The 16,134-nt window shown below is 66.3% G+C and carries 18 protein-coding genes; 14 read left to right on the top strand and 4 right to left on the bottom strand.

Going from position 1 to position 16,134, the window contains the following annotated elements; translation table 11 throughout:
- The first annotated feature begins 5 nt into the window (after nt 1–5).
- The 3 genes from LZ005_RS14555 (at nt 6) to LZ005_RS14545 (ending at nt 1,642) form a co-directional block, all read left to right on the top strand.
- Complete coding sequence (locus tag LZ005_RS14555) at nt 6–527, top strand: hypothetical protein (protein WP_237808810.1); 522 nt, start codon at nt 6–8, stop codon at nt 525–527.
- Nucleotides 528–659: 132 nt separating this feature from the next.
- Complete coding sequence (locus LZ005_RS14550) at nt 660–1,337, top strand: thiol:disulfide interchange protein DsbA/DsbL (RefSeq protein WP_237808809.1); 678 nt, start codon at nt 660–662, stop codon at nt 1,335–1,337.
- The gene (locus LZ005_RS14545) at nt 1,334–1,642 is read left to right on the top strand and encodes a hypothetical protein (RefSeq protein ID WP_237808808.1); all 309 of its coding nucleotides are present in this window, start codon (nt 1,334–1,336) and stop codon (nt 1,640–1,642) included. The genes LZ005_RS14550 and LZ005_RS14545 overlap by 4 nt, the downstream gene beginning before the upstream one ends.
- Here the strand turns inward: LZ005_RS14545 and LZ005_RS14540 are convergent.
- Entirely contained in the window at nt 1,639–2,958 is a 1,320-nt protein-coding gene (locus LZ005_RS14540; protein ID WP_237808807.1) for an ATP-binding protein, read from the bottom strand. The two genes, LZ005_RS14545 and LZ005_RS14540, sit on opposite strands and share 4 nt — an antisense overlap.
- Nucleotides 2,959–3,273: 315 nt before the next feature.
- Between LZ005_RS14540 and LZ005_RS14535 the strand changes: the two genes are divergently transcribed.
- The 3 genes from LZ005_RS14535 to LZ005_RS14525 all read left to right on the top strand — a co-directional run bounded on the left by LZ005_RS14535 (nt 3,274) and on the right by LZ005_RS14525 (nt 6,148).
- Nucleotides 3,274–4,503, top strand: coding sequence for a hypothetical protein (locus LZ005_RS14535; protein ID WP_237808806.1), 1,230 nt, complete (start codon nt 3,274–3,276; stop codon nt 4,501–4,503).
- 79 nt (nt 4,504–4,582) lie between these two features.
- Nucleotides 4,583–5,440 carry a MipA/OmpV family protein gene (locus LZ005_RS14530; protein WP_237808805.1) on the top strand — a complete coding sequence of 286 codons (858 nt, stop codon included), beginning with the start codon at nt 4,583–4,585 and terminating at the stop codon, nt 5,438–5,440.
- A 9-nt stretch (nt 5,441–5,449) separates the two neighbouring features.
- Complete coding sequence (locus LZ005_RS14525; RefSeq protein ID WP_237808804.1) at nt 5,450–6,148, top strand: hypothetical protein; 699 nt, start codon at nt 5,450–5,452, stop codon at nt 6,146–6,148.
- Here LZ005_RS14525 and LZ005_RS14520 read toward each other — a convergent pair whose 3' ends face one another.
- The 3 genes from LZ005_RS14520 to xseA form a co-directional block, all read right to left on the bottom strand.
- A complete protein-coding gene (locus LZ005_RS14520) occupies nt 6,149–6,835 on the bottom strand; it encodes a response regulator transcription factor (RefSeq protein WP_237808803.1) in 687 nt (228 codons plus the stop codon).
- Between the two features lie 177 nt (nt 6,836–7,012).
- Nucleotides 7,013–7,591, bottom strand: a complete 579-nt coding sequence (sodB, locus tag LZ005_RS14515; protein WP_237808802.1) for a superoxide dismutase — start codon at nt 7,589–7,591, stop codon at nt 7,013–7,015.
- 90 nt (nt 7,592–7,681) lie between these two features.
- Nucleotides 7,682–9,037, bottom strand: a complete 1,356-nt coding sequence (gene xseA, locus LZ005_RS14510; RefSeq protein WP_237808801.1) for an exodeoxyribonuclease VII large subunit — start codon at nt 9,035–9,037, stop codon at nt 7,682–7,684.
- Nucleotides 9,038–9,665: 628 nt separating this feature from the next.
- Here xseA and LZ005_RS14505 point away from each other — a divergent pair.
- From LZ005_RS14505 to LZ005_RS14470, 8 genes are all read left to right on the top strand, one after another.
- On the top strand, nt 9,666–10,271 hold the full coding sequence (locus LZ005_RS14505; RefSeq protein ID WP_237808800.1) for a MotA/TolQ/ExbB proton channel family protein: 606 nt from the start codon (nt 9,666–9,668) through the stop codon (nt 10,269–10,271).
- A complete protein-coding gene (locus tag LZ005_RS14500) occupies nt 10,271–10,699 on the top strand; it encodes a biopolymer transporter ExbD (protein WP_237809043.1) in 429 nt (142 codons plus the stop codon). Before LZ005_RS14505 ends, LZ005_RS14500 begins: the two co-directional genes overlap by 1 nt.
- Nucleotides 10,700–10,706: 7 nt before the next feature.
- Nucleotides 10,707–11,738, top strand: a complete 1,032-nt coding sequence (lpxK, locus tag LZ005_RS14495; protein WP_237808799.1) for a tetraacyldisaccharide 4'-kinase — start codon at nt 10,707–10,709, stop codon at nt 11,736–11,738.
- Nucleotides 11,719–11,889 (top strand): Trm112 family protein, encoded by a 171-nt coding sequence (locus LZ005_RS14490; protein WP_237808798.1) that lies wholly within the window; start codon nt 11,719–11,721, stop codon nt 11,887–11,889. Before lpxK ends, LZ005_RS14490 begins: the two co-directional genes overlap by 20 nt.
- On the top strand, nt 11,886–12,635 hold the full coding sequence (kdsB, locus tag LZ005_RS14485) for a 3-deoxy-manno-octulosonate cytidylyltransferase (RefSeq protein WP_237808797.1): 750 nt from the start codon (nt 11,886–11,888) through the stop codon (nt 12,633–12,635). The genes LZ005_RS14490 and kdsB overlap by 4 nt, the downstream gene beginning before the upstream one ends.
- A gap of 152 nt (nt 12,636–12,787) precedes the next feature.
- Complete coding sequence (gene adk, locus LZ005_RS14480; RefSeq protein WP_237808796.1) at nt 12,788–13,444, top strand: adenylate kinase; 657 nt, start codon at nt 12,788–12,790, stop codon at nt 13,442–13,444.
- Between the two features lie 156 nt (nt 13,445–13,600).
- Nucleotides 13,601–15,730 carry a sodium-translocating pyrophosphatase gene (locus tag LZ005_RS14475; RefSeq protein WP_237808795.1) on the top strand — a complete coding sequence of 710 codons (2,130 nt, stop codon included), beginning with the start codon at nt 13,601–13,603 and terminating at the stop codon, nt 15,728–15,730.
- 54 nt (nt 15,731–15,784) lie between these two features.
- Nucleotides 15,785–16,099 (top strand): hypothetical protein, encoded by a 315-nt coding sequence (locus tag LZ005_RS14470; RefSeq protein WP_237808794.1) that lies wholly within the window; start codon nt 15,785–15,787, stop codon nt 16,097–16,099.
- The last annotated feature ends 35 nt before the right edge of the window (nt 16,100–16,134 follow it).

The following is a 16,134-nucleotide window of genomic DNA, read 5'->3' as shown; positions in this document are numbered from 1 at the left end:
CTATCATGCGCCTGATTCCGATCGCGGCCGGCGTTGCCGCCTGCCTGTGCGCCGCCTTTGCCGCGGCAGCTCCCCTCAACTACACCGGTACCTGGACCCTCGACAAGGCCGCCAGCCAGAGCCTGCCCGCGCAGTTTGCGGCGGTCGAGCGCCAGCAGCTCGTCACCTACCAGGACAGCAATACGCTCAAGGTATCGAGCGTCAGCAACGCCGGCGGCAAAGTGCTGAGCGAGACCGTGCAATACGCCACCAATGGCAGCGACACCGAATACGAAGCCCTGAACCGCAACCGTCTCGGCTGGGCGCGCTGGGCCCCGGCCCACGCCCAGATGGCCTTTGACGAGCAGGGCCGCGCCCACCTCGGCACGGCCGTCAATACCACCTTCTTCGGCGCGCCGGTGCGCCGCACGATGCAGGAGACCTGGCAACTGAGCCCGGATGGCAGCACCCTGACCATCCAGGCCCAGGTAGCCGGCCACGATGCGACCCTCGTCTACCACCGCGACACCAGCGTGGCTGCGCGCTAGCCGGTCCTGACGGCAGTGAGGGCAGGGCGCCGCTAAGCTTCGGTTAAGCCTGCGGCGCCGCCATCGCATACAATGGCGGCGAAAAGCGGCTAAGATTGCGGCCGTTCGCCTTCACTACCGAAAAGGAAAACCATGCGTCCTCTGCGTATCGCCCTGCTCGCCCTGGGTTTTGCCGCCAGTGCGGCCTTCGCTTCGCCGGCCGAGCCCAAACTGGGTGCCGAGTACATCCAGCTGGCCAGCCCGGTCGCCCCGGCCGCCGATAAAAAGGTCGAAGTGATCGAGTTCTTCATGCTGCACTGCCCGCACTGCTACATGCTCAACCCGGACCTCGAAGCCTGGGTCAAAAAGCAGGGCGCGAACATCGAGTTCAAGCGCATCCACTTCCCCTACACCGGCCCCAACGATCCCGAAGCCCATGCCTACCTGACCCTGGAAGCGATGGGCCTGGCCGAGACCCACACCTACAGCGCCATGCAGGCGATCGCCAAGCTGCGCCGCTACTGGACCAAGGATGAGGACGCCTTCAACTGGGCCGCCTCGGCCGGCATCGACCTCAACAAGTTCAAGGAATACTGGAACTCCTTCGGCGTGCAGAGCAAGATGAAGCGTCTGAACGGCCTGGTGGAAAAATACAAGGTCGACAGCGCCCCGAATCTGGTGATCGACGGCCGCTACATGACCTCGCCCGGCGCCGTGATGAACGCCAACGCCGGCATGAGCGAACAGGCCGCCGTCAAGGCGCTTGGCCAGACGCTCGACTTCCTGGTCGCCAAGGTGCAAAAAGAAAAAGGCATCAAGCCCGCGAAATGAGTGAGGAGCGCGAAAAGAAGCTGATCGCCGCGTACGGCGGCGCGCTGCCGGATGAGCGGGAGCTGTACTATGCGACCCGCATCAACCACACCATGCTGACCCTGCTGCTGATTGCCTGCGGCCTGGTGTTCTGGCTGTCGATCGCCCTGGTCAATGCCGAGAATCAGCGCAACACCATGGTGCAGGGCAAGTGCGCCGATCCGGTCTTCAAGGGCCAGATGGATGCCGCCTGCCTGCGCACCACGCACTCGCGCGAGCACTGGTGGCAGCACTGGTGGTACGCGGTCACCCACGTCAACAGCTAAGCGTTTGCGTCGAGCGGCAGACTGATGACGAAGCGCGCGCCGCCGAGTGCGGCGCGCCCGACCTGCAGGCTGCCCCGGTGCAGGTCGACCGCCTGGCGCGCAATGGCCAGGCCGAGGCCGAAGCCGCCCGTATTGCGGTCGCGGCTGCGGTCGAGCCGGTAAAACGGCGTGAACACCTTGTCCCATTCGGCCTCGGGAATCCCGGGGCCATCATCCTCCACCACGATCCAGACCGACTGCGCGGTGCGACCGGCTTGCAGATGGATGCTGCGCGCCGCGTACTTGAGCGCGTTCTTCAGCAGATTGCCGACGGCGCGCAGCAGCAGGCGCCGGTCGGCCGTCAGGTGGCCCAGGTCGGGCGCCAGATCGAGCACGATGTGTTCGGCGCCGGCCGTGTGGTCGAGCGAGGCGACCAGCTCGCGCAGGGCGGCGGCCAGGTCGATGTCTTCGCGCAGCAGGGTCGGCTGGGCCGACAGGCGGTTCATCGACAGCAGTTCGCCCACCAGGGCGTCGAGTTCGGCCAGGTCGGCTTCCATGCCGGCCAGGCGGCGCGTCAGGTCGGGCCCGGGCGGCACGTCGCGCACCAGTTCGAGCGCAAACTGCAGGCGCGCGATCGGCGTGCGCAGCTCATGCGAGACTGAATGCAGCAGGGTCTGCTGGGCCGCCAGCAGGGCGGCGATGCGCTCGGCCATGCGGTTGATGTGCTGGGCCAGCGGGTAGACGCTGGCGCTCGGGGCGAGCGCGGCGCGCGCGGTCAGCTCGCCTTCGCCGACGGCGTCGGCCACGGCCGACAGGCGCTGCAGGTCCTGCCAGTGGGCGCGCGACCACAGCGCGATCGGAATCAACAGGGCCAGGGCCACGACCACGAAACGCACCACCTCCATGCGCAGGGCCAGGCCGACGTCGATCGGCAGGCCGCTGGCGCGGATCGCCTCCTCGTCCGCGCCGACATAGGCATTGCCCTTGAGGTCGACGCGGCGGTAGAAGGCCTTGGCGCCGACATCCATGACGATCTCGCCGCGCTCGAAGGCGGCGCGCTGGGCCGGCGCGATCTGGGGCCGCACGCTGGCCAGGGGCAGCAGTTCGTAGGCGATGTTCGAGACTTCGCGCACCTTGTTCAGGCGCAGCAGCCATTCGTCGGCCGGGGCCTGGTCGATGTATTGCTCAAGCAGAAAGATCTGGGCGGCCGCCTGGCGCCGCGCGATGTCTTCCAGCGGATCGCCAAACAGCCGGTTGATCGCGAAGTAAACGACAAACGTGGCCACCGAAATGGCCAGCATCACCAACACGAAGAAGCGGAAGAAGAGGCGGTTCACGCCCGGCATTGTAAAGGAGACCAGAGACGCCGCGATTTTCCGCCTTGGCAATGTACAAATTCATGACAAATTGCTCCAAGTCCTTGGACGATTTTTTCCGCCGCCGTCTCTAAGATGCACAGCATTGAATCGGGTGATGGGTACCCCACGATTTCCCTTCATTTTCCCGAAGTGTCGGCTGGTTGTACGGCGTGGCCGAATTACTGGGGAAGGTGTTTTACCCGTTGCGGTGCAAGCTACATCGGGTTTTTTTATTCGCGAGCGGTGGCGCCCCAATCAGCGGCGCCACCGGTCCCCACCCAGGAGTGTCTGACTATGAAATCTTTGCTCGTTTCCCTGCTCCCCGTGGCTGCCGCAGTCCTGCTGGTCGCTTGCGGCGGCGGCGCCGCCACCTCGGGCAGCAGCCCGACCCAACTGTCCTCGGGCACCGTCAGTGTCGATCCGGCCCCGGTCGCGGTCACCTTCACCGCCATGGCAAAGGGCGCCAGCTGCGCCGGCACCAGCAACCGCCTGTACATCATCGACAACAAGCAGGTGTTCTGGGCGCGCAGCGGCAATTGCGCCGACAACAGCTATGGCTACACCCTGTTTGGCGCCACCCCGGAGCAGACCCTGTGCTCCGCCATGGACACCATCGCCGGCCCGCGCACCCTGTGCAGCGATGAACGCTACCGTGAGCTGTTCGTGACGATGACCAAGAACCTCGACAAGCCCGACCTCGGCCTGGGCAAGGACCACAAGGTCGAAGAACTGAACTTCCTGCCGCCGGCCGACGCTAAAGCGGTGCCGATGACGGTGATCGAAAGCGCCGCGATGTCGGGCGTGGTCAAGCGTCAGCAGCTGGTGATCAAGGACGCCGACACCCTGACGCGCATCTGGAATGAGCACGCCAGCACGGTCAGCCCGATGCTGCCGGTGCCGGAAGTGAACTTCCGCGAGCAGATGGTGATCGCCGTGTTCACCGGCCAGTCGAACGACGGCTGCAAGGCCACCGCGATCAAGGCCGTGACCCAGAACGGCGCCGCGCTCAGCGTGGCCTACACGGAAAGCGTGCTGCAGACCTTCGCGATCTGCCCGGCCGTGATGACCAGCGCCATGCAGATGGTGACGGTGCCGCGTTCCGACCTGCCGGTCAGCTTCACCGACGTGACGGCCAATCTGGTCAAGGCCAACGTGCTGGCCGAGTCCTCGCTGACCGGCGTGGCCGAGGCGCGCACGGCCGTGGTCAAGGACGAGAAGGAATTCTTCGTGCTGATGAAGCAGTTCTACGGCGATCAGGCCCAGCTGCCGCTGCCGGTCAGCGATGTCGACTTCAGCCGCCAGATGGTGGTCGCGGTCTTCCTCGGCACCAAGCCGAATGGCTGCGCCGGCATCGCCGCGGGCGAAGTCTTCACCCAGGACGGCAAACTGCATGTGACCTATCACGAACGCAGCCAGATCCGCGGCGCCATGTGCTCGCTGAACCTGACGGCCCCGGGCCTGGTCATGGCGGTGCCGAAGAGCGACGCGCCGGTGATCTTCTCGGCCGACGGCCTGCCGTTCTGAGGCGGAAATCGGGGTTCTTGTGGGAAATATACGCATAGGCCTTACAATGGCGAGCGTTCTTACCTTCCCGCATGCCCCTATGAAAAGCCTGCTTGCTTTGACTCTGGGCGCGCTGGCGCAATGCGCCACCGCCCAAACCCCGGCCACCAATCTCATGCCCGATGGGAGCCGTGATATGTATCTGGGCCTGGGCCTGCAGTCGGTGCCGCGCTATGAAGGCGCCGACCAGCAGCGCACCCGCTACCTGCCGGTGCTCCAGGTTCAGTGGAGTAATGGACTGTTCCTTTCCGGAGCCAGCATGGGCATGCACCTGTCGAACCAGCCTGACCTCGAGTACGGCCCGCTGCTGAGCGTTCTGCCCGGCCGCGGCGTCGATGGCGTGGCCACGGCGCCGGGCGATATCGGCTCGGCCACCTTGCCGGGCCTGCTGCCGCCGGGCGCCATCAAGAAGCCCGACACGCGCAACCGCCTGGTTGGCATGAACGAGCTGAGCACGCGCCTCAGCTATGGCGGCTTCCTCAATGTCTATCTGAACCGCGACCTGCGCTGGACCAACAGCCTGCTGTACGGCTCCGGCCAGCAGCGCCGCGGCCTGCGCCTGGACAGCGATCTGCAGCTGGCCCTGAATGCCGAGGTGGCCAGCCGCCACAGTCTTTCGGTGTCGGCCGGCCTGAGCCTGGGCAACCGCGCCGCCAATGCCAGCCAGTTCGGCGTGACGGCCGAGGAGTCTCTGCGTTCGATCAATGCACCGTACGAAGCCAGCGCCGGTCTCAAGGATGTGCATCTGGGCCTGCGCTGGAACTGGAAGCTGTCGCCGTCCTGGATGCTGGTCAGCAGCGCGCGCGTGGCGCGCCTGCAGGGCACGGCCGCCGACAGCCCGCTGACCGAGCGTCCGCTCCAATACAGCCTGAGCAGTGCTCTGGCCTACCGCTTCTGACCCTTGCCCATGAAGCCGACCCTGCGCGCCCTGTGTTTCGCCAGCCTGCTGCTGCTTGCAGCCGGCGCCGGCGCGCAGGTGCCCGACGAAGAATGGGTCAGCTACCGCGATGCCTACCGCAGCATGCTGTGGTTCGAAAAGTACGGCAAGGCCAAGCGCTTCATCCAGGTGCATTTCCAGGTGGCCCCGCGCGACAAGGGCGCCAGCCTCGACGGTCTGAAGCTGAGCCTGAACAGCAAGGCCGGCAGTCTGAATCTGCCGCTCGATGCGGCCGGGCGCGCGGTGTTCCCGCTGTCCAAGGCCGCCTACGATGAAAACGCCGCCCTGATGCTCAATCAGAAGGTGGCGGCCTACCGCTTCCGCCCGCGCGTGTCGATCCAGACCCGCACCGACGGCGTGTATGAACTGGCCGACCTGCGCGCGGCCTGCGAGGAAGTACTCAATTATCAGCGCTATGCCGATCCGGCCAGCGTGCAGGGACGCAAATGCGTCGGTGTGCGCCTGTCCTACATGCGCACGGTGACGGTGGCCCCGCGGCTGAAGGCGGGCGGGCGCGAAACGGCGCTGGGCGTGGCCGAGGGCGCGGCGTTTCCGGACGACCTCGTGGAAAACTTCCGCGTGGCCAATCTGCGCTTCGCCGAGCTGCCCGACAAGGGCCAGGTGCTGAGCCCGGCGATGCCGCTGGCGATCGCCGCCCTGATCGAGTGATCAGCCCCAGGCCGAGGGCGAGAACAGATAGCCTTCGCCCCACACCGTCTTGATTTTCTCTGATTCCGTATCGTCGAATTTGCGGCGCAGACGCGAGATGTTGTTGTCAATGCTGCGGTCGAGGCCATCGAATTCGATGCCGCGCAGGCGCTTGAGCAGGTCGTCGCGCGAGAGCACATGCCCGGCCGACTCGGCCAGCACCAGCAGCAGCTTGTATTCGGTATTCGAGAGGGCGGCCGGGGTCCCGCGCCAGGTCACGGTGCGGTCGTTCTTGGCGATCTGCAGGGCGCCGAATTCGAGCACGCTGGCTTCGGCCGCGGCCTTGGTTTGAGTCCGGCGCAGCAGGGCGCGCAGGCGCGCCAGCAGCACGCGCGGCTGGATCGGCTTGTTGACGAAGTCGTCGGCGCCCTGTTCCAGGCCCGACACCTCGTCGTAGGAATCTTCGCGCGCCGTCAGGATCAGGATCGGCACATTGCTCTGGGCGCGGATCTGGCGGCACACCACCATCCCGTCCAGGCCGGGCAGCATCAGGTCGAGCACCACCACATCGGGCGGATTGGTCTGGAACTGGGCCATGGCTTCATCGCCACGGGCCACCACATCGACCTTGAATTCGTACGCAGACAGGTATTCCGACACCAGCGATGCCAGACGGGCATCGTCTTCCACCAACATCACTCGAAACATGAACCATCCTCCTCAGAACCGGCCATTGTAGTAGAGCTAAATGTGGCGATGCGACAGGCTAGACAGAAGAATACAGTTTGCTACAAATAAAAGACAATTGAATTTGCATCGAAAAGGCATGCTTCTTCAACAAAAAACGGGCCAACTGGCCCGTTCTTCGTACTGCCTGGGTGGAACTCAGGCGAAATTACCGGCCACGAAGTCCCAGTTGACCAGACCCCAGAAGGTCTCGACGTACTTGGCGCGCAGATTGCGGTAGTCGACATAGTAGGCGTGTTCCCACACGTCGCAGGTCAGCAGCGGGGTGTCGCCGCTGGTCAGCGGGCAGCCGGCGCCGGTGGTGTTGACGATGTCGAGGGCGCCGTCGGCCTTCTTCACCAGCCAGGTCCAGCCCGAACCGAAGTTGCCCAGGGCCGATTTGGTGAACTCGGCCTTGAAGTTGTCGAACGAGCCCCACTTGGCGTCGATCGCGGCCGCCAGGGCGCCGCTCGGGGCGCCGCCGCCGTTGGGCTTCATGCCGTTCCAGTAGAAGGTGTGGTTCCACACCTGGGCGGCGTTATTGAAGATGCCGCCGGACGACTTCTTGACGATCTCGACCAGGGACAGGTTTTCGAACTCGGTGCCCTTGATCAGGTTGTTCAGATTGGTCACATAGGTCTGGTGGTGCTTGCCATAGTGGTATTCCAGCGTCTCTTTCGAGATGTGCGGGGCCAGCGCGTCGAGCGCGTAGGGCAGCGGAGCGAGCGTATGTTCCATGTGCGGTTTCCTTCCAGTTGGTATGTTTGAAACCCGCGTATTGTAATTCGTCGTCGCCGAACGTGCACATTGACCCGGCGGCGAAGGGGGTTACTCGAGCAGACTGGTCTGGACGGCGCTGACGGCGACCGTCGCGCTGCCCTCGGCCAGACGCAGCTGCAGGCGCCCGGGCGCCGTGATCTGGGCCGGGGCGCGCAGCACCTGGCCGTTGGCGTCGCGCACGATCGCATAGCCGCGTTCGAGCGTGCGCTGCGGGTTGAGCATCTCGAGCTGGGCCGCCAGCGCCGCCAGACGCGCGCGCTCCTGCTGCAGGCGGGCGGGCAGGGCGCCGGCGGCGCGCCGCTGCCAGTCGGCCAGCTGCTGGCGTGCGCCGCGCGGGTCGGGACGGCGCGCCTGCAGGCGCCCGAGCCAGTGGGCCAGCGCCAGGTGGCCGGCGTGCAGCGGCTGGCGCAGCGCATGGCCGAGCGCGCCGGCCAGGCCCTGCAGGCGCAGGCGCTGCTGGGCGATCTGGGCCGCGGGCGAGAGCAGGCGGCGCGCCGCATGATCGAGGCTCAGATTGGCGTCGGCCAGCTGGCGGCGCAGCGCGCGCGTCAGGTCGAGGGCGTCGCCGCGCAGGCCGGCCAGCCAGTCGGCGCGCGGGCTGACGGCCAGTTCGGCCGCCGCCGTCGGCGTGGCCGCGCGCAGGTCGGCGGCGAAGTCGGCGATCGTGAAGTCGGTCTCGTGGCCGACCCCGGCGATGACCGGCATCGGCGCCGCCACGATGGCGCGCGCCACCACTTCCTCGTTGAAGCTCCACAGGTCTTCGATGGCGCCGCCGCCGCGCACCAGCAGCAGCAGGTCGACTTCGGCGCGCCGGCCGGCGCTGGCAATCGCGGCCGCGATGCGCTCGCCCGCACCCTGGCCCTGGACCGGGGCCGGATACAGAATCACGTCGACATGCGGGGCGCGCCGGCGCAGCGCCGTCAGCACATCGCGCAGGGCGGCCGCCTGGGGACTGGTGACGATGCCTATGCGGCGCGGAAAAATCGGCAGCGCGCGCTTGCGCTCCGGATCGAACAGGCCCTCGGCCCCGAGCTTCTCCTTCAGGCGCAGAAAGGCTTCGAACAGGCTGCCGACCCCGGCGCGCCGGATCGCCTCGACATTGAGCTGGTAGTCGCCGCGCGGCCCGTACAGGGTGACCAGGGCGCGCACCTCGACCTTGTCGCCCTCGCGCGGCTGGAAGTCGGCGAACTGGGCGCGCCCGCGGAACATCACGGCGCGCACCTGGGCCTGGGCATCTTTGAGCGTGAAATACCAGTGGCCGGAGGCGGCGCGCGTGAAGTTCGAGACCTCGCCGCCGATCCAGCACAGGGGGAAACTGCGTTCGAGCAGACGCGCCACCTGCTGGTTGAGGGCGGTGACGGTGAGGACCGGCTGGGCCGGGGGAGGGGCGTCGTAGGGCTGCATCTGTCCACAGAAAGCAAAACAGGCCACGCTTATGGCATAGATTCTTTCACGTCGCAAGGACTTTTTGTAAGTGCTTGATTATAAAAGGATTATTCGCCTGCCTGGTTTTGATGCAAATCAAAAAAGTCCTTACGGATCAAGCACTTTGGCGCAAGTCTTAAGACTTGCTCACAAAGTTATCCACACAAAATGGGGGTAAGCGCGCTGCCTAAAAATTGAGCTTTGGAAAAATTTCCTTACAAATCAAGACATTGTTCCGACATCGGTCGAATTGCTCACACTTTTGTCCACAGAAGGTGTGCAGAACCGGCCCGGCGCACCTCTGCCTAAAAATTGATCGATGGAAAAATTCCAAGCTAAATCAAAGACTTAATCGGGTGTTGCCCGGCTTGCTCACAAAGATGTCCACAAAACATGTGCAAAGTTAAACAGGGCCGGGTGCGGCCCTGCCCGTTTTTTGACCAGCACGAAAAACTCTTTAGGAATCAAGGACTTTACCAACTGTCAAAGGGCTTGCTCACAAAGATGTCCACACAGACTGTGCATAGCCGCGCGCCGGACCGGCCTTGCCGCGCGCCCGCCAAGCGACTATATTGCCGGATTCAGTCCCTGCCCGTGAGGAAGTCCCTTGCTCGCTATTTTCCAAGCCGCCGGCTGGCCGATCTGGCTGCTGCTGAGCACCTCGGTGGTCGCCACCGCCCTGATCATCGAGCGCGCCCTGTATCTGCGCCGCGCCCGCCTGCTGCCCAAGACCCTGCTGGCCGAAGTGATCCAGGTCTACCAGGGCGGCAAGATCAATGAGGAAACCCTGCTGCGGCTGGAACAGAATTCCCCGCTCGGCGTCGTGCTCGCGGCCGCGCTGCGCAATGTGCACAGCCCGCGCGAGCAGATGAAGGCGGCGATCGAGGAGGCCGGGCGCGGCGTGGCCCACCAGCTCGAACGCTTCCTGACCACGCTCGGCACGATCGCCTCGCTGGCGCCGCTGCTCGGCCTGTTCGGCACCGTGGTCGGCATGATCGACATCTTCGCCGCCCAGAGCCCGACCGGCACCAATCCGGCCCTGCTCGCGCACGGCATTTCCGAGGCCCTGTACAACACCATGTTCGGTCTGGTGATCGCCATGCCGACCCTGGTGTTCTACCGCCACTTCCGCGCCCTGGTCGACAGCTTCATCGTCGACATGGAACTGCAGGCGGTGAAATTCGTCGACCTCGTGCACGGCAGCCGCGCATGATGGATTTTCGCCGCGGCCGCCAGCGCGAGGAGCCGGAGATCAACCTGATCCCCTTCATCGACGTGCTGCTGGTGATCCTGATCTTCCTGATGGTGACCACCACCTACAGCCGCTACGCCGAGCTGCACATCACCCTGCCGACGGCCGAGGCCAACAAGGCGGCCGAGCGGCCCAATGAGATCACGGTGACGGTCGACGCCAAGGGCAATTACACGATCAATGGCCAGCCGGTGTCGTTTCAGAGCCCGGCCGGCCTGGCCGAGGACCTCAGGCGCGCGGCCCCGGCCGGGCGGCGCGACAGCCCGGTGCTGATCATCCACGCCGACCAGCTGGCCATGCACCAGATGGTGGTGAATGTGATGGAGGCGGCGCGCCTGGCCGGTTTCGAGAAGCTGACGTTCGCGGCCCAGACGGCCACGGCGCGCTAGGGCGTCAATGGCCGCCCACGACTTCCTGATGCGCAACTGGCAGCGGCGCGGCCCGCTGGCGCGCGCCCTGTGGCCGCTGGCCCAGCTGTTCGGCGCGCTCGCGGCCGCGCGCCGCGCCCGCTATGCCGACGGCCGGCTGGCCGTGACGCGCCTGCCGGTGCCGGTCATCGTCGTCGGCAATGTGTTTGTCGGCGGCACCGGCAAGACCCCGTTCACGATCTGGCTGGTGCAGCAGCTGCGCGCCCTCGGCGCCCGGCCCGGGGTGGTCTCGCGCGGCTTCGGCCGGCGCGCCGGCGCACCCTGCCTGGTCGGGCCGGACGCCAGCGCCGCCGCGGTCGGCGATGAACCGCTGCTGATCGCGCGCCACGGCGCCTGCCCGGTGATGGTCGGCCAGCAGCGCGCGGCCGCCGCCCAGGCCCTGCTGGCGGCCCATCCCGAGCTCGACCTGATCGTGGCCGACGACGGCCTGCAGCACTACGCGCTGGCGCGCGACGCCGAGATCGTGCTGTTCGACGCGCGCGGCGGCGGCAATGGCTGGCTGCTGCCGGCCGGCCCGCTGCGCGAGCCGCTGCAGCGGCGGCGCGACTTCACCGTCATCAACGGCGCCAGCCTGGATGCGGCCGCGCTGGCCGCCCTCGGCGCCGACCCGGTGCGCAGCTACCGCATGGACCTGGTGGGCGAGGGCGCCTGGCGCCTCGGCGCGCCGGCCGAACGCCAGCCGCTGGCGGCCTTCGCCGGGCGCCGCATCCTGGCCGCAGCCGGCATCGGCGACCCGGCCCGCTTCTTCGCCATGCTGGGCGCGGCCGGACTGCGCGCCGAGACCCTGGCCCTGCCTGACCATTTCGACTACGCGCACAATCCGTTTGCCGCCAGCGCGGCCGAGATCATTCTGATCACCGAGAAGGATGCAGTAAAATGTGCGCAACTTGAAGCCTTCCGCAGCGATCCGCGCCTGTGGGTCGTGCCCGTCACGGCCCGCCTCGATCCGGCCCTCGCTGCCCACATACTGGAGACCTGCCGTGGACGCCCGTCTGCTTGATATTCTCGTCTGCCCCCTGTGCAAGGGCCCGCTCGAACACGACAAGGCCGCGCAGGAACTGATCTGCCGCGCCGACCGCCTCGCCTTCCCGATCCGCGACGGCATCCCCATCATGTGGGAACAGGAAGCGCGCAAGCTCGACGCCGCATGAGCTACACCGTCATTATCCCGGCGCGCCTGGCCTCGACCCGGCTGCCGAACAAGCCGCTGGCCGACCTCGGCGGCAAGCCGATGGTGGTGCGCGTGGCCGAGCGCGCCGCCGCCAGCGGCGCTGCCCGCATCGTGGTGGCGACCGATCATGCCGACATCCTGGCCGCCTGCGCCGCCCATGATGTGCCGGCCTACCTGACCCGCGCCGACCACCCGAGCGGCACCGACCGCATCGCCGAAGTGGCGCGCGCCCTCGGCCTCGCCGACAGCGACGTGGTCGTCAATCTGCAGGGCGACGAACCGCTGATCGATCCGGCCCTGCTGGACGCCTGCGCCGCCCGCATCAGTCTGGATGTGCCGATGGCCACCTGCGCCCATCCGCTGCACTCGGCCGAGGAGGCCTTCAATCCGAATGTGGTGAAGGTGGTGCTCGACCGCGCCGGGCGCGCCCTGTATTTCTCGCGCGCCACGATTCCCTGGCACCGCGACGGCTTCATGCACAGCCGCAGCGCGCTGCCGCCCGGCTTTGCGCCGCTGCGCCATATCGGCCTGTATGCCTACCGCAATGATTTCCTGCAGGCCTACCCGGCCTTGCCGGTCGCCCCGCTCGAAACCCTCGAAGCGCTCGAACAACTGCGCGTGCTCTGGCACGGCTACCCGATCGCCGTGCACGTGACCGACCGTGCGCCGCCAGCCGGGGTCGACACGCCCGAGGACTTGCTGCGCGTGCGCGCGCACTTTTCCTGACTCAGCGCAAAGCAATCAAGCCTTTGCTTGGGAATTTGCCGCGTATGTAGGATTTTGTGGTAAGTTTCGTGCAAAGATCGTCAGGTATATATCAAGCCTCGCACTTATAAAAATCAATACCACTTTTCAAATTGCCGTTTAGGAATTATTCAATGCGTCTGATATTGCTAGGAGCGCCGGGGGCCGGCAAGGGTACCCAAGCCAATTTCATCAAAGAAAAATTCAACATCCCGCAAATCTCCACTGGCGATATGCTGCGCGCAGCGATCAAGGCTGGCACCGAACTCGGTCTGGCCGCCAAAAAAGTGATGGATGCCGGCGGCCTGGTGTCGGACGACATCATCATCGGCCTGGTCAAGGACCGCCTGCAGGCGCCCGACTGCGCCAACGGCTATCTGTTTGACGGTTTCCCGCGCACCATCGCCCAGGCCGACGCCATGAAGGACGCCGGCGTGCCGATCGACTATGTGCTCGAAATCGACGTGCCCGACGAAGCCATCGTCGAGCGCATGAGCGGGCGCCGCAGCCACCCGGGCTCGGGCCGCGTGTACCACGTCAAATTCAATCCGCCCAAGGTCGAGGGCCTGGACGACATCACCGGCGAACCCTTGGTGCAGCGCGACGACGACCTGCCCGAGACCGTGAAAAAGCGCCTCGAGGTCTATCACAACCAGACCAAGGTGCTGCTCGGCTACTACGGCCAGTGGGCCGCGTCCGGTCAGCCGGGCGCACCCAAATACCGCAAGATCAGCGGCCTGGGTCCGGTAGAACAAATTCGCGACGCCGCCTTCGCGGCCCTCGCCAGCTAAGCCTGAAGCGGACCTGCGGGTCCGCTTTTTTCTTGGCCGCGCGCCGCGCGCTCCTGAAGTTCCGTATCAGTTTTGCAGTAGCAGTAGATGGCCCGCCACAAGCGGGGATTCCGTAGCTGTTGGTGTTTTGCTTGATATCAAGAATAGGGGACGACAATGAGTAATGGACTGATGTTTGCCATTGCCTGCGGTATCGTGGCCGTGATCTACGGCCTGGTCTCGCGCGCGTGGATTCTCAAGCAGGAAGCGGGCAACGCGCGCATGCAGCAGATCGCCCAGGCGATTCAGGAAGGCGCGGCCGCCTATCTGGCGCGCCAGTACAAGACCATCGGCCTGGTCGGGGTGGTGCTGCTGATCGCGATCGGCTTGCTGCTCGATATGAAGACGGCGCTCGGCTTTCTGATCGGCGCCGTGCTGTCCGGGCTGTGCGGGTTTATCGGCATGAATGTCTCGGTGCGCGCCAATGTGCGCACCGCCCAGGCCGCCACCAAGGGGATGAACGAGGCGCTCGACGTGGCCTTCCGCGGCGGCGCCATCACCGGCATGCTGGTGGTGGGCCTCGGCCTCCTTGGTGTGGGCTTGTTCTATGCCATGCTGGTGCAGGGCGGGAGCGGCTCGCACGAGGCCATCAAGCCGCTGATCGGCCTGGCCTTCGGCGCCTCCCTGATCTCGATCTTCGCGCGCCTCGGCGGCGGCATCTTCACCAAGGGCGCCGACGTCGGCGCCGACCTGGTCGGCAAGGTCGAGGCCGGGATTCCCGAGGATGACCCGCGCAATCCGGCCGTGATCGCCGACAACGTCGGCGACAATGTCGGCGACTGCGCCGGCATGGCGGCCGACCTGTTCGAAACCTATGTCGTGACCCTGATCGCGACCATGCTGCTGGGCGCCCTGATGGTGGCCGGCGACGCCGCCAAGGCGGCCCTGTATCCGCTGGTGCTGGGCGGCGTGTCGATTCTCGGCTCGATCGTCGGCTGCGCGATGGTCAAGGCCAAGCCCGGCAAGAACGTGATGTCGGCCCTGTACACGGGCCTGTGGTGGGCCGCGATTCTGTCGCTGATCGGCTTTGCCGTCGTCACCTGGATGATCTGGCCCGACGAGGCGATGCGCATGAAGATGCTCGGCTGCGCTGTGGTCGGCATCGTCCTGACCGGCCTGATGGTCTACATCACCGAATACTACACGGGCACCGACTTCACGCCGGTGCGCCATATCGCGGCCGCCTCGACCACCGGCCACGGCACCAATATCATCGCCGGCCTCGGGGTGTCGATGAAGGCCACCGCCTATCCGGTGATCGTGGTCTGCATCGCCATCCTGGTGGCGTTTGAACTCAACGGCCTGTACGGCGTGGCGATTGCCGCCACCTCGATGCTGTCGATGGCCGGCATCATCGTCGCGCTCGACGCCTACGGCCCGATCACGGACAACGCCGGCGGCATCGCCGAGATGAGCGGTCTGCCCGATTCGGTGCGCGCCATCACCGACCCGCTCGACGCTGTCGGCAATACCACCAAGGCCGTGACCAAGGGCTATGCGATCGGCTCGGCCGGCCTGGCCGCCCTGGTCCTGTTCGCCGACTACACGCATGCGCTCGAATCGGTCGGCAAGCAGGTCAGCTTTGACCTGTCCGATCCGATGGTGATCGTCGGCCTGTTCATCGGCGGCCTGATTCCCTATCTGTTCGGGGCGATGGCGATGGAGGCGGTCGGGCGCGCGGCCGGCGCCGTGGTGGTCGAAGTGCGTCGCCAGTTCCAGACCATCCAGGGCATCATGGATGGCAGCGGCAAGCCCGAATACGACAAGGCGGTCGACATGCTGACCGCCTCGGCGATCAAGGAAATGATCCTGCCCTCGCTGCTGCCGGTGGCGGTGCCGATCCTGGTCGGCATGGTGCTCGGCCCGGCCGCGCTCGGCGGCCTGCTGATGGGCACGATCATCACCGGCCTGTTCGTTGCGATCTCGATGACGACCGGCGGCGGCGCCTGGGACAATGCCAAGAAATACATCGAGGACGGCAACCACGGCGGCAAGGGCTCGGAGGCGCACAAGGCGGCCGTGACCGGCGACACCGTGGGCGACCCCTACAAGGACACGGCCGGCCCGGCCGTGAACCCCTTGATCAAGATTATCAACATCGTCGCGCTGCTGCTGGTGCCGCTGCTGCCGGCCACTGGCTGGCTGTCGATTTCGGCCGCGCCCAAGCCGCTCGCCGCTGTGCACGCGCCGGCCCCGGCCGTCACGCCGGCTGCCGCACCGGTGGTGGAAGCGGCGCCGGCCAAGTAGGGCCTGCTTGCCAGGGCTGCCGCGCAGGCCGATGATAGGGCCTGCGAGGTAGCCATGTCCCTGATGATTCTGGTCTTGCCCGCCCTGCTGGGCGCGCGCGACCTGCCCCCCCGACCGATTCCGCCGCGCCGCGCTGTGTTGCAAGAGATCAGCCCGGTGCGCCGGATCGGCGTCCCCGCGCCGCCTGCGCTGCTAGCGCCTGCGCCCGGCGCCATCCCCACCAGTCCCGCCCCCGTCAGCGGCCAGTGCGACAGCCTCGGCTGCACCGGCAGCAATGGCACGCGCTACACCGGCCCCGTCGGCGGCGTGCTGCAGGACCCGGCTGGCCGGCCGTGCACCCTGCAGGGCGGTTTCATTTACTGCCAGTAAAATCGGGGTCTGACCCCAATTTCTCCTGGCGGAAA

Origin of the sequence: Massilia sp. TS11 (genome assembly GCF_022012445.1) — a bacterium.
Taxonomy (GTDB): Bacteria; Pseudomonadota; Gammaproteobacteria; order Burkholderiales; family Burkholderiaceae_D; genus Telluria.
This window is presented reverse-complemented; position numbering and strand designations above follow the sequence as displayed.

Coding starts and splice junctions, on each gene's coding strand:
- LZ005_RS14545 (WP_237808808.1), top strand. CDS start 1,334: ATGAGTGAGGAGCGCGAAAAGAAGCTGATCGCCGCGTACGGCGGCGCG.
- LZ005_RS14520 (WP_237808803.1), bottom strand. CDS start 6,835: ATGTTTCGAGTGATGTTGGTGGAAGACGATGCCCGTCTGGCATCGCTG.
- xseA (WP_237808801.1), bottom strand. CDS start 9,037: ATGCAGCCCTACGACGCCCCTCCCCCGGCCCAGCCGGTCCTCACCGTC.
- lpxK (WP_237808799.1), top strand. CDS start 10,707: ATGGCCGCCCACGACTTCCTGATGCGCAACTGGCAGCGGCGCGGCCCG.
- LZ005_RS14535 (WP_237808806.1), top strand. CDS start 3,274: ATGAAATCTTTGCTCGTTTCCCTGCTCCCCGTGGCTGCCGCAGTCCTG.
- kdsB (WP_237808797.1), top strand. CDS start 11,886: ATGAGCTACACCGTCATTATCCCGGCGCGCCTGGCCTCGACCCGGCTG.
- sodB (WP_237808802.1), bottom strand. CDS start 7,591: ATGGAACATACGCTCGCTCCGCTGCCCTACGCGCTCGACGCGCTGGCC.
- LZ005_RS14475 (WP_237808795.1), top strand. CDS start 13,601: ATGAGTAATGGACTGATGTTTGCCATTGCCTGCGGTATCGTGGCCGTG.
- LZ005_RS14550 (WP_237808809.1), top strand. CDS start 660: ATGCGTCCTCTGCGTATCGCCCTGCTCGCCCTGGGTTTTGCCGCCAGT.
- LZ005_RS14500 (WP_237809043.1), top strand. CDS start 10,271: ATGGATTTTCGCCGCGGCCGCCAGCGCGAGGAGCCGGAGATCAACCTG.
- LZ005_RS14525 (WP_237808804.1), top strand. CDS start 5,450: ATGAAGCCGACCCTGCGCGCCCTGTGTTTCGCCAGCCTGCTGCTGCTT.
- adk (WP_237808796.1), top strand. CDS start 12,788: ATGCGTCTGATATTGCTAGGAGCGCCGGGGGCCGGCAAGGGTACCCAA.
- LZ005_RS14555 (WP_237808810.1), top strand. CDS start 6: ATGCGCCTGATTCCGATCGCGGCCGGCGTTGCCGCCTGCCTGTGCGCC.
- LZ005_RS14530 (WP_237808805.1), top strand. CDS start 4,583: ATGAAAAGCCTGCTTGCTTTGACTCTGGGCGCGCTGGCGCAATGCGCC.
- LZ005_RS14470 (WP_237808794.1), top strand. CDS start 15,785: ATGTCCCTGATGATTCTGGTCTTGCCCGCCCTGCTGGGCGCGCGCGAC.